The organism is Bacillus sp. 1NLA3E, from assembly GCF_000242895.2.
GTDB lineage: Bacteria > Bacillota > Bacilli > Bacillales > Cytobacillaceae > Bacillus_BU.
On record NC_021171.1, the window covers coordinates 3,202,214 to 3,223,572 of the forward strand.

At 37.5% G+C, this 21,359-nt stretch carries 23 protein-coding genes and 1 pseudogene; 1 reads left to right on the forward strand and 23 read right to left on the reverse strand.

Annotated elements, in window-relative coordinates; genetic code table 11:
• Window positions 1-38: 38 nt before the first annotated feature.
• From asnS to B1NLA3E_RS15315, 15 genes and pseudogenes are all read right to left on the reverse strand, one after another.
• Window positions 39-1,331 (reverse strand): asparagine--tRNA ligase, encoded by a 1,293-nt coding sequence (asnS, locus tag B1NLA3E_RS15250; RefSeq protein WP_144061598.1) that lies wholly within the window; start codon window positions 1,329-1,331, stop codon window positions 39-41.
• Between the two features lie 150 nt (window positions 1,332-1,481).
• A complete protein-coding gene (locus B1NLA3E_RS15255) occupies window positions 1,482-2,666 on the reverse strand; it encodes a pyridoxal phosphate-dependent aminotransferase (protein ID WP_041581147.1) in 1,185 nt (394 codons plus the stop codon).
• Between the two features lie 23 nt (window positions 2,667-2,689).
• A complete protein-coding gene (locus tag B1NLA3E_RS15260; RefSeq protein WP_041580588.1) occupies window positions 2,690-3,163 on the reverse strand; it encodes a cell wall elongation regulator TseB-like domain-containing protein in 474 nt (157 codons plus the stop codon).
• 53 nt (window positions 3,164-3,216) lie between these two features.
• Window positions 3,217-3,347, reverse strand: a pseudogene (locus B1NLA3E_RS24900) (DUF4264 family protein).
• A 426-nt stretch (window positions 3,348-3,773) separates the two neighbouring features.
• The gene (gene dinG / locus B1NLA3E_RS15265) at window positions 3,774-6,578 is read right to left on the reverse strand and encodes an ATP-dependent DNA helicase DinG (RefSeq protein WP_015594730.1); all 2,805 of its coding nucleotides are present in this window, start codon (window positions 6,576-6,578) and stop codon (window positions 3,774-3,776) included.
• 156 nt (window positions 6,579-6,734) lie between these two features.
• On the reverse strand, window positions 6,735-7,118 hold the full coding sequence (gene panD, locus B1NLA3E_RS15270; protein WP_015594731.1) for an aspartate 1-decarboxylase: 384 nt from the start codon (window positions 7,116-7,118) through the stop codon (window positions 6,735-6,737).
• Between the two features lie 22 nt (window positions 7,119-7,140).
• A complete protein-coding gene (gene panC, locus B1NLA3E_RS15275) occupies window positions 7,141-7,989 on the reverse strand; it encodes a pantoate--beta-alanine ligase (RefSeq protein WP_015594732.1) in 849 nt (282 codons plus the stop codon).
• A complete protein-coding gene (gene panB, locus B1NLA3E_RS15280) occupies window positions 7,986-8,822 on the reverse strand; it encodes a 3-methyl-2-oxobutanoate hydroxymethyltransferase (RefSeq protein WP_015594733.1) in 837 nt (278 codons plus the stop codon). The genes panC and panB overlap by 4 nt, the downstream gene beginning before the upstream one ends.
• A gap of 230 nt (window positions 8,823-9,052) precedes the next feature.
• On the reverse strand, window positions 9,053-10,042 hold the full coding sequence (locus B1NLA3E_RS15285; protein ID WP_015594734.1) for a biotin--[acetyl-CoA-carboxylase] ligase: 990 nt from the start codon (window positions 10,040-10,042) through the stop codon (window positions 9,053-9,055).
• Complete coding sequence (locus B1NLA3E_RS15290; protein ID WP_015594735.1) at window positions 10,027-11,226, reverse strand: CCA tRNA nucleotidyltransferase; 1,200 nt, start codon at window positions 11,224-11,226, stop codon at window positions 10,027-10,029. Before B1NLA3E_RS15290 ends, B1NLA3E_RS15285 begins: the two co-directional genes overlap by 16 nt.
• Window positions 11,227-11,228: 2 nt before the next feature.
• Window positions 11,229-12,365 (reverse strand): N-acetyl-alpha-D-glucosaminyl L-malate synthase BshA, encoded by a 1,137-nt coding sequence (gene bshA, locus B1NLA3E_RS15295; RefSeq protein WP_015594736.1) that lies wholly within the window; start codon window positions 12,363-12,365, stop codon window positions 11,229-11,231.
• A complete protein-coding gene (gene bshB1 / locus B1NLA3E_RS15300) occupies window positions 12,362-13,114 on the reverse strand; it encodes a bacillithiol biosynthesis deacetylase BshB1 (protein WP_015594737.1) in 753 nt (250 codons plus the stop codon). The genes bshA and bshB1 overlap by 4 nt, the downstream gene beginning before the upstream one ends.
• Window positions 13,084-13,488, reverse strand: a complete 405-nt coding sequence (mgsA, locus tag B1NLA3E_RS15305; RefSeq protein ID WP_015594738.1) for a methylglyoxal synthase — start codon at window positions 13,486-13,488, stop codon at window positions 13,084-13,086. The genes bshB1 and mgsA overlap by 31 nt, the downstream gene beginning before the upstream one ends.
• A 21-nt stretch (window positions 13,489-13,509) precedes the next feature.
• The gene (gene dapB / locus B1NLA3E_RS15310; protein WP_015594739.1) at window positions 13,510-14,310 is read right to left on the reverse strand and encodes a 4-hydroxy-tetrahydrodipicolinate reductase; all 801 of its coding nucleotides are present in this window, start codon (window positions 14,308-14,310) and stop codon (window positions 13,510-13,512) included.
• 7 nt (window positions 14,311-14,317) lie between these two features.
• The gene (locus tag B1NLA3E_RS15315) at window positions 14,318-14,662 is read right to left on the reverse strand and encodes a nucleotide pyrophosphohydrolase (protein ID WP_015594740.1); all 345 of its coding nucleotides are present in this window, start codon (window positions 14,660-14,662) and stop codon (window positions 14,318-14,320) included.
• 192 nt (window positions 14,663-14,854) lie between these two features.
• Between B1NLA3E_RS15315 and B1NLA3E_RS15320 the strand changes: the two genes are divergently transcribed.
• A complete protein-coding gene (locus tag B1NLA3E_RS15320) occupies window positions 14,855-15,733 on the forward strand; it encodes a YitT family protein (protein ID WP_442852643.1) in 879 nt (292 codons plus the stop codon).
• A 69-nt stretch (window positions 15,734-15,802) separates the two neighbouring features.
• Here the strand turns inward: B1NLA3E_RS15320 and B1NLA3E_RS15325 are convergent, their stop codons facing one another.
• The 8 genes from B1NLA3E_RS15325 to B1NLA3E_RS15360 all read right to left on the reverse strand — a co-directional run bounded on the left by B1NLA3E_RS15325 (window position 15,803) and on the right by B1NLA3E_RS15360 (window position 21,340).
• Window positions 15,803-16,477 carry a zinc metallopeptidase gene (locus B1NLA3E_RS15325; RefSeq protein ID WP_015594742.1) on the reverse strand — a complete coding sequence of 225 codons (675 nt, stop codon included), beginning with the start codon at window positions 16,475-16,477 and terminating at the stop codon, window positions 15,803-15,805.
• 56 nt (window positions 16,478-16,533) lie between these two features.
• Window positions 16,534-17,328 carry a sporulation protein YpjB gene (ypjB, locus tag B1NLA3E_RS15330; RefSeq protein ID WP_015594743.1) on the reverse strand — a complete coding sequence of 265 codons (795 nt, stop codon included), beginning with the start codon at window positions 17,326-17,328 and terminating at the stop codon, window positions 16,534-16,536.
• 76 nt (window positions 17,329-17,404) lie between these two features.
• Window positions 17,405-18,001: a DUF1405 domain-containing protein gene (locus B1NLA3E_RS15335; protein ID WP_015594744.1), complete on the reverse strand. Its 597-nt coding sequence runs from the start codon at window positions 17,999-18,001 to the stop codon at window positions 17,405-17,407.
• 103 nt (window positions 18,002-18,104) lie between these two features.
• The gene (locus tag B1NLA3E_RS15340; RefSeq protein ID WP_015594745.1) at window positions 18,105-18,872 is read right to left on the reverse strand and encodes a menaquinol-cytochrome c reductase cytochrome b/c subunit; all 768 of its coding nucleotides are present in this window, start codon (window positions 18,870-18,872) and stop codon (window positions 18,105-18,107) included.
• Between the two features lie 53 nt (window positions 18,873-18,925).
• Window positions 18,926-19,600 (reverse strand): menaquinol-cytochrome c reductase cytochrome b subunit, encoded by a 675-nt coding sequence (gene qcrB / locus B1NLA3E_RS15345; RefSeq protein WP_015594746.1) that lies wholly within the window; start codon window positions 19,598-19,600, stop codon window positions 18,926-18,928.
• 3 nt (window positions 19,601-19,603) lie between these two features.
• On the reverse strand, window positions 19,604-20,110 hold the full coding sequence (locus B1NLA3E_RS15350) for a Rieske 2Fe-2S domain-containing protein (protein WP_041580589.1): 507 nt from the start codon (window positions 20,108-20,110) through the stop codon (window positions 19,604-19,606).
• 140 nt (window positions 20,111-20,250) lie between these two features.
• Window positions 20,251-20,715, reverse strand: coding sequence for a YpiF family protein (locus B1NLA3E_RS15355; RefSeq protein WP_015594748.1), 465 nt, complete (start codon window positions 20,713-20,715; stop codon window positions 20,251-20,253).
• 82 nt (window positions 20,716-20,797) lie between these two features.
• On the reverse strand, window positions 20,798-21,340 hold the full coding sequence (locus B1NLA3E_RS15360; protein ID WP_015594749.1) for a ReoY family proteolytic degradation factor: 543 nt from the start codon (window positions 21,338-21,340) through the stop codon (window positions 20,798-20,800).
• Window positions 21,341-21,359: the final 19 nt, after the last annotated feature.

The following is a 21,359-nucleotide window of genomic DNA, read 5'->3' on the forward strand; positions in this document are numbered from 1 at the left end:
AAGTCACCTCTGCTTTTAAAAGTATTAAATCTTACTTTTTATGGATATAAGCGATTTAAAAGGCGTGGGAACGGAATCGTTTCACGAACATGTTCCACTCCACTAATCCAGGCTACCGTTCTTTCTAGTCCTAAACCAAAGCCAGAATGTGGAACAGAACCATATTGACGAAGTTCTAAATACCACTTATAAGTATCAGAACTTAAGTGATGTTCATCCATCCGTTTCTTTAACAATTCAAAATCATGGACACGCTGTGAGCCCCCAATAATTTCCCCGTAGCCTTCAGGCGCAATTAAATCGGCACAAAGCACGACATCGTCTCGATCGGGATGCGGTTGCATATAAAAAGGTTTAAGCGATGTAGGATAGTTCGTGATAAACACTGGTTTATCATAGCTTTCAGCAATTGCAGTTTCGTGTGGAGCCCCAAAGTCATCTCCCCATACAATATCATCAAAGCCTTTTTCCTGTAAAAATTTGACGGCATCATCATAAGTAATTCTTGGGAATGGAGCCTTGATTTTTTCCAGTTTGCTTATATCGCGTCCAAGGGTTGATAACTCAATCGGGCAATTTTTCAAAACAGCTTGAACAATATGTGAGACATATTGTTCTTGAACCTTTAGATTTTCTTCAAATTCACAAAATGCCATCTCTGGCTCAATCATCCAAAATTCAATAAGATGGCGACGTGTTTTTGATTTTTCTGCGCGGAAAGTTGGGCCAAAGGAAAAAACCTTTCCCAATGCCATCGCGGCTGCTTCCATATAGAGTTGCCCACTTTGTGAAAGGTAAGCATCTTCTTCAAAATATTTCGTAGCAAATAATTCTGTAGTCCCTTCTGGTGCACTTCCAGTAAGGATAGGTGGATCTACCTTAGTAAATCCTTGTTCATTAAAAAATTCGTATGTCGCTCTAATGATTTCATTACGAATTTTCATAACAGCATGCTGACGCCGCGACCGCAGCCACAAATGGCGATTATCCATTAAGAATTCTGTACCGTGTTCCTTTGGTGTAATCGGATAATCAACAGCTTGGCTAATAATCTCAATCCCACTTATTTGTAATTCAAAACCAAAAGCAGAACGCTCGTCTTTTTGAACCTTACCAATGACATATAAAGAAGTTTCTTGAGTTAACGATTTTGCTTGTTGAAACACTTCTTCTGGCACTTCACTTTTCACAACAACACCTTGGATAAAACCAGTGCCATCACGAAGCTGTAAAAAGGCAATTTTTCCACTTGATCGTTTGTTAGCTAACCATACACCTATTTTTACCTCTTGATCGACGTATTTTTTTACGTCTGAAATGGTCGTCTTAATCACAATTATTTCCCTCCAAAAAACATTACGAGAATCGGAATATGTATCGAGTATCATTATACCTTTTTCCACCTATCATAATCAATATACATTAATGTGGTGAAAACACTTAAAAGGAGCCAGAAAATTCCGGCTCCTTTTAAGATATATTTATTTAATTTTACTGTTTACAAATTGGTGAATTCGCTCGATAGCCGCTTCTAAAAGTTCTAAAGAAGTGGCATACGAAAGACGTAGATTGTCAGGCGCTCCAAAGCCCGATCCTGGAACAACTGCAACCATTGCGTCTTCTAGTAAGGCAGCAGAAAACTCATCCACAGAGGAGAAGCCAGTAAGCTCAGCAGCTTTTTTTACGTTCGGGAACAAATAGAATGCACCCTGTGGCTTTATGCAGGTTACTCCTGGGATATCGATTAACTTGCCATAAATTTGATTCAAGCGGTTTTCAAAAGCTTTTCGCATCTCTTCAACCGGCTCTTGCGAACCAGAGTAAGCAGCAATCGCTCCATACTGAGCAGTAGTTGTTGGATTGGACGTGCTATGACTGGCTAAGTTAGTCATAGCCTTAATGATTTCTTGATTTCCTGCAGCATATCCGATTCTCCAACCAGTCATAGAGTGCGATTTTGACACTCCATTAATAATGATCGTTTGCTTTCTTAACTCTGGTGAAATTTGCGCAATAGAGACATGCTTATTCTCACCATAAATAAGCTTTTCATAAATTTCATCAGAAACGATTAGAATATTTTTTTGTAAGCAAACTTCTCCAAGTGCTTCTAACTCCACTTGACTATATAACATCCCAGTCGGATTGCTCGGAGAGTTAATGATAACTGCTTTTGTTTTTTCAGTAATTACTTGTTTTAATTGCTCAGGGGTTATTTTATAATCATTCTCTTCTGAACCTTCAACATATACTGGAACTCCTCCAGCTAATTTTACTTGCTCGGGATAACTTACCCAATAAGGAGTTGGAATGATCACTTCATCCTCATCATCTAGTAAAACCTGGAACAATGTATAAAGAGCATGTTTTGCCCCACATCCAACGATGATCTCGTTAAGAGCGTAATCAATGCCTTGATCTCTCTTGAATTTCTTGGCAATTTCTTCTTTTAATCCCTGCAACCCTGCGGCTGGAGTATATTTTGTGTGCCCTTCATTCATCGATATAACAGCTGCATCGATAATATGTTGAGGGGTATTGAAGTCTGGCTCCCCAGCACCCAATCCGATGACATCATGTCCTTGTAATTTTAATTCTTTTGCTTTAGCTGTAATAGCAAGAGTCGTAGATGGTGTTAATGATTTGACTCTTTTTGCTAATTGAATCTCCATTCTCCTAGCACTCCTTTTCACATATTCTCGACTTTTCGAAGCCATTCTCCTGTTTCAAAATCAACATAATAATAATTTATCAAATTATTATGCGAAAGGTAATAAATTTCCCAACATTGTTGTTTTTTTATCATAGCTAATTTAACTGAAATTATTTTTTGGGGGTTTTCTTCTTGAAGTAACTTGGTAACGGCCTGTTGTTGTGTGATTCCATCCTTTGCTTTTCGAACAGTTACATCACCATTTTTTGCTGATACCCAAACTATGACTTTTTGCTTCTGTTGATTTATCCCTTTTAGCACATAATAAGTCTCATTGCCATTGTATATTTGAACATCTTGAATCTCAACGAGTTTAACCTTTTTATTTGCGGCTGCGATGGCTTTTTCTTCTGCCAACTTTACCGGGTTTAACGCTCGTAAATAAACAATTGAAAATAAAGCAATTATTAACAATAAAATTCCTATTCCACTTAAAATCCATTTTCTCACAAATTATCACTTCTTTATGTACGATATAAAGTAAAAATCGCTTTATTTTGATCTTACCAGTCCAAAGCAAGCCCAAACATTAAGTCCGCTCTTTTAATGTCCAATTTAAGCATCCACAATTTTTATATAAATCCGGATTATGTTGGACTTTCACTGTAGATATAATCTCAACTTTACTCTCCATTGTAATCCCTCCTATAAGCCAGCAATATTTGTCAATCATACTGTTGCCCAAATTGGGTACAATAATATTAAGATTCTAACATATTATAGCAGTGTATGACTTCAGAAGTTTATCATTTATGCTAATTCCGATAAAAATTTTTCTAGTCCACACATATTTTTTGGCTACGCTATTGTTCCAAGCGTAGCTCTTTTCTTTGGCTCTGTTAAATAGAATGTTGCTTTCCGTTCCAGGCACTCGCGCACCTTAGGGGCGGAGACGGTGAGCCTCCTCGGCGCAAAGCGCCTGTGGGATCTCACCTGTCCCGCTGCTCCCGCAGGAGTCTTCGCGCCTTCTACTCCAATCAACATTGTGCAAAAAATCAACATTAAGCTTTAAAATAGCCTTTTCTTTTGGAAAGTATTTTATCCGGCCCTCATCACCTTATCATTGAAGCCAGCTATGAATGGATTGAACAATTTCCTCAATCTTTTGTTTTTTTATAGAAATCTTAGGAATAGATTGAAGAAATGCTCTGCCATATTTTGTTGTTACAATCCGCCGATCAAAAACAATAATGATTCCCTTGTCAGATTTGGTTCGTATCAATCTGCCAAAACCTTGTTTAAAACGTAACACTGCCTCTGGTAAGCTATATTCTGAAAAGGGATTCCCCCCCTGCTGGTTGATAATTTCACACTTTGCAGCAGTGATGGGTTCGTCAGGAGGTGAAAATGGTAACCTGACAATAATAAGACAAGAAAGATCTTCCCCTGGAATATCCACACCTTCCCAAAAACTACTTGTTCCTAACAATATTGCCTTGTCAAAACGTTGAAAGTTTCTCGTTAACCTCGTCCTACTCCCGCTCGTGATTCCTTGCGCCATTATGGCAAAATCGCTCAGAAAACCGCTATCTCTAATTAAATCATAGGTGGCTTTCAACATCTCATGTGACGTAAATAGAATGAGCATTCTACCCTTAGTAGCTTCAGCTATCGAGATAATATGTTCTGAAATAGCTGCCACATATTCCTCTTGTGGAACGGTATTAATTTCAGGTAAATCTTCTGGTATGATCAATTGGACTTGCTTTTCATAATGAAATGGTGAAGCTATCACCTTTTGTTGACAGCTGTTTGGCGCTATACCCAATTCATTCATGGTGTATTGAAATGAATTTTTCACGGTCAAGGTAGCTGAAGTAACGATTATACTTTTCTTTTTATGAAAAAAATGGTCTTGTAAAAATTGTGCCACATTCACAGGATGTGCAAACACTGTTGTTGAATTTTGGACTGAACGTAAATCGATTTCAATCCACCTAACATAGTTTTCCTTTGGTGAAAGAAAGATGTCCTTTATATTTTGACGTAAATCAGAAAGCTCCACCAGAACTGAGGAAATTTCCTCTAAAAATGCTTTTTTGTCATCCGATAATGGTAAATTCCCCTTTTTAACAAGCATTAATCGCCCGTTTAGAAAATCAGTCGTATCCCTTAGGAGAAAAAAGAAGCGTTCTGCTTCCGTTACTAAAGCATTCCATTCTCTTCCTTGCTCATCCTTTTGTAATCTGTGTGATACTCTATTATACGAAGGCAACCTTTTATTTGTTTTACTTCTTCCAAAAATCGAAACAATTTTAAAAAATTCATCCATTCCATAAATCAAATCAGCAATTGACTTATTGACTACAAACGTATGAATAGCATTCTCTGTTGCCTTCTTACCCCCGAGTAAATTTTCTAGTCGATAAAATAACTGCTTTTGCTCATATAAACCAATTTGCCCTATTAGAAGACGAATTGTTAGATAATCGATTGTAATCCCAAAATACTTTCCAGATGCTTTTTCAAAATGGTGCCCTTCATCTATTACAGCAAAATCATATTCAGGAAGAATGGCTTGGTCTGACACAAGGTCAGACAGAAGCAGAGAATGGTTGGTAATAACTAGGTCAGCATGACTTGCTTCCTGACGAGCAATATGATAAAAATCATACGCTTGCCAATGTTTACCGTGCAAAAATTCTGTATGATCATGATTGATTTTGTTCCAATAAATTAAACCTCCACTTGATAAATTTAGCTCATCGCTGTCACCAGTTTCAGTTTCTGTTAGCCATACAAGTATTTGCATTTTTGTTAAGGTGGTATCGTAATTATCATCTTCTTCAACTAATGATTGTTCAAATTTAGCCAGACTTATGTAATGCCCTCTTCCTTTTAATATGCTTGTTTTAATCGTAAAAGGAAGCATTTTTTTTAATAATGGAATATCTTTTACCATTAGTTGTTGCTGTAATTGGGTTGTAAAAGTACTAACAACAATTGGTTTTCCAGTTTGTTTGGAAAATAGTGTAGCAGGAATGAGATATGCTAAAGATTTCCCAACCCCTGTTCCAGCTTCAATTAATGCATGCTGTTGCTTTTGAAAAGAATCAAAAATTGTATCCATCATGATAAATTGGCCTTCGCGCCTTTCATAGGCAGGAAAAACACAGTTTAACATTTTTTCTTTTTCTATATCAGAGATTGGATAGGGCATAGAAAAGTCTCCCTCTTTTTCAACCTCCTTATTTCCCTTCCTCAAGGCGAGGCCTCGATATATCTCCAGGTCGGGATGAATTTCTTCTATCCTCTGCCCCTTATTCAGAATGAGATCATCTAAGAGTAGGTGAATATCACTTTTTAATCCACCTGAGAGTTTTGAAAGTTGAAGGAGTGTTTTTAGTGGAAGCTTTTCCAAACGGGTCAAAAAGTTAAGGAGTAGCTCTGCCGTTACATAAGCATCACTGTCTGCCTGATGGGGCCGTTCATGGATAAAACCTTCCTGTACCGCCAAATCATTTAGCTTATAGCTATCTGAGGTTGGAAAAAGAATTCGTGCCAACTCTACGGTATCCAGGATGGGACCAAAAAAACCTTCGCATCCAGAACCAAGAAGTTCCTCTTGGAGAAAAGACAAATCAAATAGAACATTATGGGCAACAAAATAGGCATCTTCAAGCATTTTTGCTACTGTTTCAGCTATTTCCGAGAACAATGGGGCGCTTTTTACCATTTCATCATTTAGACCAGTTAATTCCTCGATAAAGGCAGGAATCTTTTGTTGTGGGTTTACCAATGAAGAAAACTGTTCAGTTATTTTCCCGTTATTAATGACCACCGCAGCAAATTGAATTATTTTATCCCCTCGTTTTGGGGAATTGCCTGTGGTTTCTAAATCAATCACAACATATTTATTGTTCAAGTAAAACACCTCTTACCTTCATTCAAACAAACGGTATCACAAAAACGGAAAAAGCAAAAGTGTCTCTATTACTTTTCTTCCACAAAGATGGTTTCCTTATGCGATAGTAGCTTAAATTAATAATTTCCAACCAAAAAAAACCCCCGAAGTTGGGGGCTACATAACGGTTGCTTCAGGTTCTGCTCTGATTAGCTCTTTTATTTGATTATATTCATCCATTATTGCAACCTTTGGCTTATGGGTTGGGACCTTCTCCTCTGAAACTAAAGCATAGGAAATGATGATTACCACATCGCCTTCATGGACAAGACGTGCTGCAGCACCGTTTAGACAAACAACACCGGTTCCTCTTTTGCCAGGTATGATATACGTTTCAAATCTTGCACCATTGTTATTGTTTACAATTTGCACCTTTTCATTTGCTACCATACCCACAGCTTCAATAATTTCCTCATCAATCGTGATACTTCCAACATAATTTAAATTTGCCTCAGTAACACGAGCACGATGGATTTTTGCGTTCATCATAGTGCGAAACATGATTTTCCCCCTTGTGTTCTAATTAATTTAGTTCAATAATTAAGTTATCTATTAATCGGACTTTGTTAAATTTAACAGCGACAGCAATGATTATTTTCCCTTTAATTTGATCAATTGCCTTTAAGTTCGGGTAAGAATATAACTCAAGATAATCAATCGTTCCCTCAATATTAGCGTTAAGAAAAGATTTCACTAACGAAATAATTTTACTTGGCTCCTTTTCCCCGGCACGAATGGCAAGTTCAGCTTGTTTCAAACCTTGATAAATCTTTGGAGCCTGCTCTCTTTCATCCGGAAGCAAATTAATATTCCGTGAACTCTTAGCAAGTCCATCCTCTTCCCTTACTGTTTGGACTGGAACGATTTCAATTGGAAAATTAAAATCATTAATTAAACTATCAATTACAGCTACCTGCTGGGCATCCTTCATTCCAAAATACACACGATCAGGTAAAGTAATATGGAACAACTTTGTTAAAACTGTAGCTACCCCATCAAAATGACCTGGACGTGACTTCCCACATAAAACATCAGTTCTGTCTTTTACTGTAACGGTAACGGCAGGTTCATTAGGATACATTTCTTTAACCTCTGGATAAAATACATAATCCACTTTGTTGTTCACCGCAACCTGTTGATCTCGCTCAAAATCACGAGGATAGGAGGCTAAATCTTCTTTTGGACCGAATTGAAGTGGGTTTACAAAAATACTCACGACAACCAAATCATTCTCTGTTCTTGCTGTTTGCATTAATGATGCATGTCCCTCATGCAAATAGCCCATTGTTGGAACAAATCCTATCGATTTACCTGTAGATTTTTGCTTTAAAATTTCTGACTGCAGTTCATCTATTTTAGTATATATTTTCATGATTTACCTCCATATAAGCCGACCAATTCCTCTTCATTCATTGAAAAACTGTGCTGCTCCGAAGGAAAAATTCCTTCCCTCACTTCGGTAACATATGAGGTTAATCCTGATGAAATCAACTCATTACTATCAACGTATTGTTTTACAAACTTTGGTGCACGACTCACACCATATTTGATTACATCATGAAAGACCAAAACTTGTCCATCACAATTAATTCCAGCCCCGATTCCAATTGTTGGAATCACCAAACGGTCTTGGATTTCTTTGGCCAATTGTTTTGGAACACATTCTAGCACGACAGCAAATGCCCCGGCTTCCTGACATTGTAATGCATCATTGATTAACTTTTGGGCTGCTTTTGCACTTTTACCTTGCACTTTGTAGCCACCAAGAGTACCAACTGATTGTGGAGTTAAGCCAAGATGGGCAACTACTGGAATTCCAGCCTGGGTTAAAAACTTGATGCTATCAATAACGTCATCTCCACCTTCAAGCTTAACAGCATGTGCCCCCGTTTCCTGGATGAGTCTGGCACCATTTAATAGAGTGTCCCTTTTAGATAAATGGTAACTCATAAATGGCATATCAACGACAATAAATGTATCTATTGCTCCTCGTTTGACTGCTTTTGTATGGTGAATCATATCCTCCATCGTAACTGGAACAGTAGAATCATAACCTAAAACGACCATTCCTAGTGAATCTCCAACGAGAATCATATCCACATCTGCTTGTTCTGCTAGCTTTGCAGATGGATAGTCATAAGCAGTGAGCATAACAATTTTCTCATTGTTTTCTTTCATTTTCAAAAAGTTGGTTGTTTGCTTCATCATCTTTCCTCCATTTCTAAAGAAAGAGGAGACAAAACACAAAAAATCCTCCATTTGGCAGAAGGATTTTGTTTTTAAAGTGTATGTTTGTTTTATCCCTCTGTCCCGGTCCGTTTAGGATCTAGGCAGATACCTATTATTAAAATTTGATAAACACGGTACAGTTCTTATTTGATACTGCCCAAAAAAGATTATAACAGATAATTGTAACTTTATGCTATAAATTACTATTATTCCGCATCTGGAATTTCAATATCTGCCGAATATACCAAATGAGAGTTTCCAAGATCATCTTCAATAATTAGAACTCCGTCATCAGTGATTCCGATAGCCTTGCCATGGATATTTTCAGTTAAAGTTCTAGCAATAATTTTTTTGCCAATACTAATTGCATAACTTTCCCATAGTATTTTGATTGGTGTAAACCCTTTTTCTAAATATAATAAATAAAGTCTTTCAAAATTTGATAGAACAGCTCTTATTAATTTTGCCCTTGAGATTGTTTCACCCGCTTCTATAGAGAGCGACGTGGCAATCTCTTGTAACGCTTCGGGATAATCAGTTATTTTTTGATTAACATTAATGCCAACCCCAATAATAATGGCAAAAATACGATCTGCCTCAGCTTGTAATTCTGTTAAAATCCCCGTTACTTTTTTTCCATTGATTAATATATCATTAGGCCATTTGATTTGCGGGGACAAACTCGTTATTTCTTCAATTGCTTGGACAACTGCAACGGCCGTAATTAGTGTTAATTGAGGAGCCTTTGGCAATGGTATATTTGGACGTAAAATCATGCTCATCCAAACACCCGTATATTTAGGCGAATGCCATATTCGGTCCATTCTACCTCTTCCTAGCACTTGTTCTTCGGCAAGTACAATCGTACCTTCAGGTGCATTGTCATTTGCAAGGGTTTTAGCAATTTTTTGAGTAGAGTCAACACTTTCCTTATAATGGATTACTTGTCCGAGAAATTGTGTTTTTAATCCTAATCTAATTTCATCGGCAGATATTTGGTCAGGAGTTTTTAGGATTCGATAGCCTTTTCTTTGAATGGCTTCAAGCTCAAATCCATGCTTTCTCAATTCTTCAATGTGCTTCCAGACGGCAGTTCTTGAACACCCAATTAAGTCAGCTAAATACTGACCAGATAAATATTCACCATTAGCTGTCGTAAAGGCATCTAACAGTTTTTTCCTCACTTCAGATTGCATGTAAGCACCCTCTCTCTAATTCTTTCTCGTTTATTTTCCAGACCTCCTTCTAGAATTGCCTTTTCAATCATCGTTAAGCATTCTTTTATCCAAGGACCCGATGGGCGATTTAACATTAACATTAAATCTTTGCCTGTTACTGCAAGATCAGACCGTGATTTAATCGGAAGGGATTCAAATTGATTAACCCAATGATTAATGGACTGGCTAACCTCCTGTTTTTGAATCACATTATAAACTCTCTCGGTGTGAATCATGGTCTCTTTACCAGCTTCATATAAGGTGCTGCTGCCCCAAGATTGCTTAAAGCGCAGTTGGATCCAGGAAAGGATTGATGCAATCTGTCTAATTCTTTTGATTGGTAATTTCCAGCTTCGCAAAAAAACCTCAATATCATCAGATTTGATTTTCAAAGCATAAAGGAGTAGAGCCCACATTTCTTCAAGATTCAAATCTGTGCATTGGAATTGTGTGACAACCGTTATTCTCGCTGATACTTCGCTTAACCTTGGCAAATAGTGATCAATATTTGCTTTGCATAAAAGATCGATAGCATTAATCCGGTTTTTTCCAAGCAGTAATTTTTCAAATTCTGCTGTTTTTCTTTCCACAGCAATATGCTGTAGCAAAGACGTCATTTTTTCAAGGGCATGAAAACAAGAAGGATCTAGTGAAAAGGATAATTGGCTGACAAATCTAATAGCCCGCATCATTCTTAAAGCATCTTCTGCAAAGCGTTCTTCAGCTTTACCAACCGTTTCAATCCTTTTTTGAGAAATTGCCAGTTGGCCATTAAAAGGATCAATTAAATTTCCTTTTTTGTTCATTGCCATTGCATTCATCGTAAAATCACGACGTTTAAGATCTTCTTCTAACGATCGGATGAACATCACCTCATCAGGTCGGCGAAAATCCTTGTACTCTGACTCGGTACGAAATGTGGTAATTTCATAACCGCTCCCTTTATAAAGAACCAATACAGTTCCGTGCTCTATCCCAACATCAGCGGTATTGGGGAAAATTTGTTTGATCTCTTCTGGGGTAGCTGAAGAAGCAATATCGACATCGGCAATTTCTCTATTTAAAAGCTGATCCCGAACGGCACCACCGACAAAATAAGCTTCATACCCAGCATTTTCTATTTTTTCTAATATGGGAATTGCATTTAAAAATAAAGGGTTCATGTTTACTCACCATTCTTTATCAGGCTTTGGTAAATATCCTCATATTGTGACACGATTTGTTGAGCACTGAACCTTGTTTTGGCAGTAATAATGGAATTGGTTGAAAATTTCTGGTGAAGTGGTTCATTTGTTAGGATTTCAATTCCTTTATTAGCAATTGTCACTATATCTCCTAGTTCACAAACAAATCCTGATTCACCGTCTGTTATCACCTCTGGAATTCCCCCTACATTTGTACCAATACACGGTACACCACAGGCCATACCTTCCAAAGCCACTAGTCCAAAACTTTCCTTTTCAGACAGAAGGAGCATTAAATCACTAATCGAGTATAGTTCCTCTAAGTTTTCCTGCTTTCCGAGGAAACGAACCTTATCCCTTATTCCTAAAGAACAGACAAGCTTACTTACCACAGACATTTCAGGTCCGTCTCCGACTAGCAAAAGCTTTGCCGGCACATGGCTAGCAATTTGAGCAAAGGTGGTAACCACATCCTGGACTCTTTTGACTGCCCTAAAATTCGAAACATGGATGACCACTTTTTCATTATCGGCAATCTCAAATTCCGCCCGTAAATGCGCCGCATCCGTTTTTTGATAAACACGATTATCGATAAAGTTATATACAGTATGGATTGGTTTTTTTGGATTAATCACTTCGATTGTTTGATCAATCAACGCGTTTGAAACAGCCGTGACATAATCGGATTTTTCAATTCCAAACCGAATAGCTTCTGCTAAAGAAGGATCATTCCCTAACACGGTAATATCCGTTCCGTGTAAAGTCGTAACAATTTTCAAATCCCTACCGCTCATTTGTTTGGCGAGGATTGCACATACAGCATGGGGAATTGCATAATGGACATGCAACAGGTCTAATTCCTCCATGTTTGCCACCTCTGCCATTTTGCTTGCTAGGGCAATATCATATGGTGGGTACTGAAACACAGAGTATTGATTCACATCAACTTGATGATAAAAAATATTATGATACATTTTTTTTAAACGGAAAGGCATACTTGATGAAATAAAGTGGATTTCATGACCCCTTTCGGCAAGCATTTTTCCAAGTTCGGTCGCTACTACTCCTGATCCGCCTATTGTCGGATAACAAGTAATCCCTATTTTTAACTTTTTCATTCATGGTCCCCTAACAAATCATATTGAACAAGAAATGGTTTTTTTGTTTTAAATCCTTCTGCGTAATGAACTCCAACTTCTTTTCCAAACAGGCGCTCTCTTGCCTCAACAGATTCTACATATCCATTTACAAGAGGTGTTTCAACTGTATCTTTTCCTTTTTCAAATTGACTCCGATACGCTTGCAGGGCTGCTTTTTTCTTATCGAAAAATAAAGAAATATCAACTACAAACTCAGGCTTGTGGAATCCATTGATCATATAAAAAAATAAATTACTTGGTCGGTGTGCTTCGTATCCACCTGGAGTTTGATAGTTTTTAATACCCGCAGAAAAAACCGCCTCTTCTACAAGGCGGGCACAGTTCCCATGATCTGGATGCCGATCTTCAAAAAACGGTGCAAAAATAATTTTAGGCTGATAGCGTCGAATGATTTCAACGATCTGGATAAGATTATCTTCATTAAAATACAATCCTCGATCAGGTAAATCAAGCGTCTGGCGAACATGGACCCCAAGGATTTCCGCAGCCAGTTTAGCTTCTTGTTTTCTTAGTTCCACCGTTCCATTTGAAGACAGCTCCGCTTTAGTTAAATCACATATCCCTATTTTTTTCCCTAACGAGGTGTATTTAGCAATTGTTCCACCCATGCCAATTTCAACATCATCAGCATGTGCACCAAAAGCCAAAATATCCAGGTTAATGGGCTCATTTTTATTTATTTTATCTCGTTTACTATATTTCTCCACGCAATATCGCCCCGCTCTAGTCCTTTTATCAGTACCTCTGCAGTTCCCATATTTGTTGCCAACGGAACAGAATAGACATCACATAGGCGTACTAAAGCAGTAACATCTGGTTCATGTGGTTGTGCAGTAAGGGGATCTCTGAAAAAAAATACGATATCCATTTTGTTTTTTGCAATTAACGCCCCTATCTGCTGGTCACCACCAAGAGGACCTGATTGAAAACGTTTCACTTGTAAACCAGTTGCTTCCATCACTCTTAATCCCGTCGTACCAGTTCCAGACAAAGAATGCTTTGCAAAAATATCTTTATACGCTAATACAAATCTTACAAGATCATCCTTTTTCTTATCGTGTGCAATCAATGCGATATTCATCTATGTTTTCCCCAATCTACCTTATTCAATAATATTTTCAAGACCGTAAACTAAAGTATCAATGTTCATCACAGTGTCAACTGCTAGTTTCACACCTGACATAAACGATGCCCGGTTATAAGAATCATGGCGAATCGACAGTGTTTGACCTGCTGAACCAAACATTACTTGTTGATGAGCAATTAATCCAGGTAATCTAACAGAATGAATATGTAAACCCTCAAAATTTGCCCCTCTTGCCCCTTGAATCGTTTCTTTTTCTTTTGGATGTCCTTGTTGTTTCGGGCTACGCACTTCACTAATCATTTGAGCCGTTTTCACGGCAGTCCCTGAAGGAGCATCTAATTTCTGATCATGATGCAGCTCGATAATTTCAACATCTTGGAAATATTTCGCAGCAAGTTTTGAAAATTTCATCATTAATACTGCCCCAACTGCAAAGTTCGGAGCAATAATACAGCCCAGTTCCTTTTCTTTACAAATTGAATCTAGTTCTATTAAATCATCTTCTGAAAATCCAGTAGTCCCCACTACAGGACGAACTCCATAGTTCAAAGCTGTTTTGGTGTGGTACATCCCTACCTCAGGAGTCGTTAAATCAATTAATACATCTGGATATTGGTCTTCAAAACATTTTTCAATATTTTCATAAATTGGTGTCTCTAAACCAGAAAAACCATCCAGTTCCCCTAGTTTTTTTCCACCATTTTTGTGATCAATAACGGCCACTAGTTCAAATTCATTTGTCGAGGAAACTAGGTGAACGGCTTCCTTTCCCATTCGGCCTCGAGGACCTGCTACTACTATCTTTATTTTACTCATAATATGTTTATTTCTCCCCTTCAGTATGAATGTTTGTCCAACGATCTTTATCCCGAGTCTTAAACTTGTTCAACACCAAATTATGTGCACTCTCAAGATCGATATGTAATGAGTTCGCAAAACAAATTAACACAAAGAGCATATCTCCAAGTTCTTCTTCAATAGCTTTGGGTTCCTCAGTCACTTTCTTAGGTTTTTCACCATAATAATGGTTTACTTCCCTAGCTAATTCACCTAACTCTTCTGTCATACGAGCAAGCATAGCAAGGGGACTAAAATAACCTTCTTTAAATTGACTTATGTACGTATTCACTTCATCTTGAAGCTGCTTTACCGTCTTTTGTTCTTGCAACCTTGATCACCTCTGTATAAAAAAGAAAATTACCATATCAATATTTTATGTTACCTATAATCTTTCGTATTTACAAATATTTTTGTTTTATTTAAGATAGTGAACCCAAGAAAATAAAATGCTAGTATACCTGTAGAGGCAAAATTTTATCATGAAAAATGTTTTCTTAGAGAAAATACTAGTAAGGGAGGAATGAGTGTGATTTTTGGCATAAGAATTAAAAATAGCATCTTTATTATAATTGGTTCCGCTATTCTTTCGTTTGGGGTTGTCCATTTTAATATCGAAAATAATCTAGCGGAGGGTGGTTTTACTGGAATAACACTGCTGCTTTATTTTTTATTTAAATGGGATCCAGCTTATACCAATCTAATATTAAATATTCCGCTATTTTTCATCGGTTGGAAACTCCTTGGTCGCTCTACACTATTATATACAATAATTGGTACTTTGGGAGTATCGGTTTTTTTATGGTTATTTCAGCGATATCAAATTAAAATGCCACTTTCAGATGATTTATTTTTAGCTGCCTTATATGCAGGAGTTTCGATTGGAATCGGGCTTGGTATTATTTTTAGATTTGGTGGTACAACCGGTGGTGTCGACATTATTGCTAGAGTGGTTCATAAGTATAACGGGTGGAGCATGGGCAAAACCATGTTCATCTTTGATGCATGTGTTATTACCTTGTCACTAATTACATATCTTTCCTACAAGGAAGCGATGTATACACTCGTCGCAGTATTTGTGGGCGCAAGGGTAATTGATTTTATGCAGGAAGGCTCATATTCCGCAAGGGGTGCTATGGTTATTTCTGATAAAAACAATCAAATTGCTGATCAAATCATGTCAGAAATGGGGCGGGGGGTTACAGTCCTTCATGGTCATGGATCTTTTACAAAGAGTAATCGCGAAGTCCTCTATTGTGTAGTTGGTAAAAATGAGATTGTTAAATTAAAGAACCTCATTACTTCGGTCGATCCTATCGCATTTGTTTCTGTAAGTATTGTTCATGATGTCTTAGGTGAAGGATTCACCCTTGACGAAAACAAAATGCCGATTCAACACTAGATAAACTTAATAAAAACCTCCTGAATCAGATGTGGATTTCAGCTAATTCAGGAGGTTTTCTATTTAAGATCAATTTTCCCTTGTCATACCTGTATAAATTAACAGAAGGCGAACAAGTTCTAACACTGCTACCGCGGCGGCTGCTACATACGTTAAAGCTGCTGCATTTAATACTTTACGCGTTTCTCTCTCTTCATTATTTCTGATAATTCCAAGTGAAACAATTTGATCCATCGCTCGATTTGATGCATTAAACTCAACCGGGAGCGTTACAATCTGAAATACGACGGCTGCTGCCATGAAAATAATGCCTAACAAAAGCATTCCGCTTAATTGGGCAAAAATTCCTATCAAAATTAATACCCATGCAAAATTGGATCCAAGATTCGCTACAGGAACTAATGCATGTCTAATCCTTAAAAAGGTATAGTTTTGTTGGTCTTGAATCGCATGGCCTACCTCATGGGAGGCAATAGCCGCCGCAGCCACAGAATGCCCATGGAAATTTGCCGAGGAAAGCTTAACCGTTTTTGAGCGTGGATCATAATGATCGCTCAAATAACCTCTCGTTTCTTCCACACCTACATCATACAAACCATTAGAATGTAAAATTCTCCTCGCTACTTCAGCACCGTTCATATATGATGATGTCGGTTTTTTCGAATATTTTCGATACGTATTTTTCACACGAGCTTGTGCCCAAAGTGGAACAAGGATAATCACTAAAAAATAAATTATATACATGTGAATCCCCCAATTTTCTGCTTGTTATTTCATTCTAGGAGGTAAGAAAAAGGGTGTCAATCTTTTAGCTTTTTAGGTCGGTTTTTCTCCAGTTCCTGATCTCCTCTATATTTTCTCCAACCAACGTAAGATAATGTTAAGATGATGATACTTCCAGTAGAAATGATTACCCACCAGAGGCTTGGGTCGGCTTCATCTGCTGTCATTTCGTCAAAAATGGTTTGCAGATCATTTCCTAATGCCTCTAATTCCTGGTGGTCGGCCGATTTTGAAAGTAAAGTTGGTCGAGATTGATCAATATAATTAACTTTAGCATCTAGACTTTGAATTTGCTCCGCTGGAATATCAATTTTTAGGCTTGGATAAATCATATTATATAATGATAAAAATGAATTGAAGTTGGATTGGAAGTTCACATTATTACCACTATTTACGGCCTGCTTTACATTTTGAAAGGAGGCCATAATTGGTTCTTCCATTTCGGTCCATAAGGGCTGATGTCCGGATGAAATAGCATCAACGACGAGGCGAAACTTTGTGACCCGATTCATTTTTTCATTATGTGGAATTCCCGCATTTTTTGTCGCATCTAAAGCATCACTATGTGCTACCGTAATAATTCTTAATTCATCCATCGAAAACATTCTTTCTTTTCCCGTTCTTGATAAAAATTGATCAGAAAAATATTCTAATAATTTTTCCGCATCATCATAACGGCGTAATTTCACCATTTGCAGGGCCTCATCAGATATATGATCAAGTTTAATGATTGTCGAGGTTGGTGCTGCACTTACTGACATCGTCGGTAAAATTAATAATGCCCAAAATAATATGAACCATTTTACTTTCATTCTTGTCCCCCCTCCAACTACTACTAATATTTATGAGGAGATGGACAAGGATAGACCAGCAATCATTAATCTACAATCATTTTGTTATTGATAGGGAAAAATGTTCCTTCCGAAGACATAAATAATAAGTAACAGCTATGGAAGCAATGCTTAACCAGAAAGTAAAATATCCAATTTCAGCGGTATATAATTCTAAATCATGATATTGCGGCATCATGTTGAAAACATAATCAATCATTTCATTATGTAACACCCATATTCCAGTTATTACGAGGTGCCAGGGCTTAATTTTGTAAAAAGGTGCATAAAGTACCCCCTGTATAGCCATAGCAGCATGGGAAAAAATCAGCATATATCCTACCCAATCAAGACCACCATTTACAATGCTAACAAATAGATTCATCACCACTGCCCAAATACCGTATTTAACTAAAGTAACAATGGCTAATGCTTCGAAAAATGGCCAGTTTTTCTTAAGTAAAAAAGCGACTAATACAAAAACGAAAAATAAACTTGCCGTTGGACTATCTGGTACAAAAGGCAAAAAAATAGCAGGAGTTTCGCTAAGTTGCGAACCATACCAATAATATCCATATATCGTACCAATTACATTCACCACTAAAAGTAGCCCTAACACTTTGCGATCAGCTAAAATCGCATAAATCAAATTCATTTCATTCCCACCAATCAGTATGCATATTCTTGTGAATAATATCTTATCATAATAGTTAATAGAATATTAAAAAGCTGACGAAAAATTCGTCAGCTTTGATAACTTATTTACTTTTTACAGTTGAAATGAATTCTGACAGCTTTTTAAGCTCTTCATCAGTACCCTTAAAAATTCCAGCTGGCATAGCATTTTGTCCATTTTTTGCAATATTAGCAATCTTATCAGGTGCTAGTCCAGTGTCGACTAAAGATTTAGCTGCGGGTCCACCCTGCATATTGTCGCCATGACAACTAATACAGCCTTTGTCCTGATAAATTTTATAGCCTTCAGACTCTTTATCGAAATTAGCTTCCGCAACAATCTTACCTTGTGCTTCAGCTTTTTTCCAGTCATGTGTAGCTACAGACTCCCAAGTAAGATAAAAAATGGAAGCTAACGCAAGTAACATAAATCCTGTTGCAAGTGGTCGTTTTGACGGACGACGCTCTGGACCACGATCGATAAATGGAGCCAGTAATAATGAACCAAAAGCTAATCCTGGTATGATCATCGCACCGATAGTGGTGTATGGACCAGAAGCGAATGAGTATTTTAATAATTGATACAAGAATAAGAAATACCAGTCTGGTAACGGAATGTAGCCTGTATCTGTTGGATCTGCAATCCTTTCAAGCGGTGAAGGATGAGCAATAGTTAAAGACAAATATCCAACTAAGAAAACGGCACCTACCATCCATTCTTTTAATAGGAAGTTAGGCCAGAACGCTTCCGTTTTACCAGGGTATTCCGAGTAATCCTTCGGAACATTAGGTTTACGTTCGACGGATACACGTGAGTCACCGACGAACTTCATACCTTTACCATGATGCATTGAGCAATCCCCCTCCTTTAACTCTTAGTTAAAGCCGTATAAATAACGTTTTTTTACAATGGTCCAGAAATACCTTGTTTTCGGATCATCAGGAAGTGAGTTCCCATTAATCCTAGCAATGCACCAGGTAAGAAAAATACATGGATAGCAAAGAATCTAGTTAATGTTTGAGCTCCAACGATACTAGAATGTCCAGCAAGTAATATTTTTACTTGTGTACCTATTACCGGAGTTGCTTCAGCAATTTGCAGACCAACCTTGGTCGCAAACAGCGCTTTCATATCCCAAGGTAATAAATAACCAGTGAAACCTAAACCAAGCATAACGAAGAATATAAGTACGCCGACTACCCAGTTCAACTCACGTGGTTTTTTATAAGCTCCTTGGAAAAACACACGCAGTGTATGTAAAAACATCATGACGATTACTAAGCTTGCGCCCCAATGGTGCATTCCTCGAACAATTTGACCAAATGCAACTTCATTTTGAAGATAATAAACTGACTCCCATGCATTTTTAATATCTGGAACATAGTACATGGTTAAAAACATACCTGACAAAATTTGAATGACAGTTATGAAGAACGTAAGACCTCCGAAGCAATAGACAAATGCTGAAAAATGATGTGCAGGATTTACATGCTCAGGCACTTCATGATCCGCAATATCCCGCCACAACGGCGTAATATCCAAACGTTCATCTACCCAATCGTAAATTTTAGTAAACAATGATTACGCCTCCTTCCGTGGTTTAGCTTTTCCTAAGTATAGGAAGCCGTCTTTTTCTTTAAATGGGTATACATCAAGCGGTGCCAATGGTGGTGTTCCGGCGACATTCGTTCCATCCTTCGTGTAACGGCCGTAGTGACATGGACAGAAGAATTGGTTTTTATTCGCCTTGTCCGTATTCCAGTCAACCGTACATCCCAAATGTTTACAAACTGGTGAAAGTGCCACGATTTCTCCTTTGTCATCTTTATACACCCAAGCTGTATTAGTGACTTCAGATTCATACCATGCATCCTTTTGTTTAAAAGAAAAATCGACACGTTTTGGTTCGCTAGTTAAATCTGCAACTTTTTCTTTTGTTGCAATAAAATCTCCAGCAGAACTTGCAGCTAAAACTGGATCGATAGCAAATCGAACCATTGGCATTAACATACCAGCCGCCATGAAACCCCCTACACCTGTCAGAGTGTAATTCAAGAATTGACGTCTTGATACTCGATGCTTGCTCATGCTTATCCCCCCCCCTTGTTACAAAGTTAAGTTCACGAGACTATTATCACACAATATAAAACTAGGACATAATCATGATATATCAATCTTAATATAAGGTCAATAATTACTAGGCTGAATCTGTGCAACTTTCTAAATATTTATTCTTTTTCATGCCATTCTCTAGTAAACAAGTTTATCATCTGTTTTACCTGGCTTTCAACAACCGAAATTTTCATAGATTCTTGCATTGTTTCTAATGGTATAGAAGGAATCCAAATTAGTGAACCAGATAGACGGTCATCGAAGGGTTTCCAAAAAACATCAGAGGTTAAATAAAAAATATGTTTAAAACCATTTGACTTTAATTGTGTCTCCCAATCTAACAGATTGGTAAACGTGTTTTCTTCCTCCACTATTTTGAGATAGGAGAAACCCGGAAGTAATAATATTCTCCCCTTAAACTGTCGTTCTAATTGTCCAGTTACTAGAGTAATAAATTCGGACATAGCTGCTGCTTGTCCCATTTCACTATCAAAAGCAACCGGTAGGAGTGGTATAACCGCTGTATCAACATACTCCTTTGATTGAAGATAAACTTCAACATCCTGTGGGTTCCACTTCACCTACAAATCCCTCCAATTCATAAATATTCCATTTCTACCGTAAACAAAAAAGCTTGCTTTTGCAAGCAAGCCGTACGGAAAATCACGTTTTTAATTGTATTAATTTTTCCGTTAAAGTTTTAAAAGCCTTTTGGTCATGAAGATCCAACGCATCATCAATTTGTTGAAGCAACTTTTCCTCTTGATAACGTCTAATACAATCAGTTAAAAAGCGCTCAGCCAAAATGCGATCCTTTTCACTAAATTGAACATTCTTCGGCATAAATGGATTATCCTCTTGTACAGCAGCATATTGATGTGCCTGGTTTGAAGAATGAAAATTTAATTGAATAAAAATTTCCTCATCTCGATTTAAACGGATGTCGTGAAATGATTTTTCTGCATCTGTCGTCATCACATTTTCTTTATAAAATCGAAACGGGACATCCTCAACACAGTGGGTAGACATAATGAGTCCTCGAGGACAATACTGTGCTTGATCTACAAAATGAACCCTTTCCATCAGTTGGTCATGACTCATTAAGTAATTTAAAATCCACACACATTCTCTTCTTTTTAGCTGATAATGATTTAAAAACCACCGGATAAAATCCTTCTTCTCGTTGACAGATACAGGGGTCGTCATTTTTGCTTCCCTCCTCTGC

Coding starts and splice junctions, on each gene's coding strand:
- B1NLA3E_RS15335 (WP_015594744.1), bottom strand. CDS start 18,001: ATGAATTTGATTTATGCGATTTTAGCTGATCGCAAAGTGTTAGGGCTA.
- ypjB (WP_015594743.1), bottom strand. CDS start 17,328: ATGAAAGTAAAATGGTTCATATTATTTTGGGCATTATTAATTTTACCG.
- dapB (WP_015594739.1), bottom strand. CDS start 14,310: ATGAGTAAAATAAAGATAGTAGTAGCAGGTCCTCGAGGCCGAATGGGA.
- B1NLA3E_RS15340 (WP_015594745.1), bottom strand. CDS start 18,872: ATGCATCATGGTAAAGGTATGAAGTTCGTCGGTGACTCACGTGTATCC.
- panC (WP_015594732.1), bottom strand. CDS start 7,989: ATGAAAATATATACTAAAATAGATGAACTGCAGTCAGAAATTTTAAAG.
- B1NLA3E_RS15325 (WP_015594742.1), bottom strand. CDS start 16,477: ATGTATATAATTTATTTTTTAGTGATTATCCTTGTTCCACTTTGGGCA.
- B1NLA3E_RS15360 (WP_015594749.1), bottom strand. CDS start 21,340: ATGACGACCCCTGTATCTGTCAACGAGAAGAAGGATTTTATCCGGTGG.
- B1NLA3E_RS15285 (WP_015594734.1), bottom strand. CDS start 10,042: ATGCAATCTGAAGTGAGGAAAAAACTGTTAGATGCCTTTACGACAGCT.
- B1NLA3E_RS15350 (WP_041580589.1), bottom strand. CDS start 20,110: ATGAGCAAGCATCGAGTATCAAGACGTCAATTCTTGAATTACACTCTG.
- panB (WP_015594733.1), bottom strand. CDS start 8,822: ATGAAGCAAACAACCAACTTTTTGAAAATGAAAGAAAACAATGAGAAA.
- bshA (WP_015594736.1), bottom strand. CDS start 12,365: ATGAAAAAGTTAAAAATAGGGATTACTTGTTATCCGACAATAGGCGGA.
- panD (WP_015594731.1), bottom strand. CDS start 7,118: ATGTTTCGCACTATGATGAACGCAAAAATCCATCGTGCTCGTGTTACT.
- B1NLA3E_RS15320 (WP_442852643.1), top strand. CDS start 14,855: ATGAGTGTGATTTTTGGCATAAGAATTAAAAATAGCATCTTTATTATA.
- mgsA (WP_015594738.1), bottom strand. CDS start 13,488: ATGAATATCGCATTGATTGCACACGATAAGAAAAAGGATGATCTTGTA.
- B1NLA3E_RS15290 (WP_015594735.1), bottom strand. CDS start 11,226: ATGAACCCTTTATTTTTAAATGCAATTCCCATATTAGAAAAAATAGAA.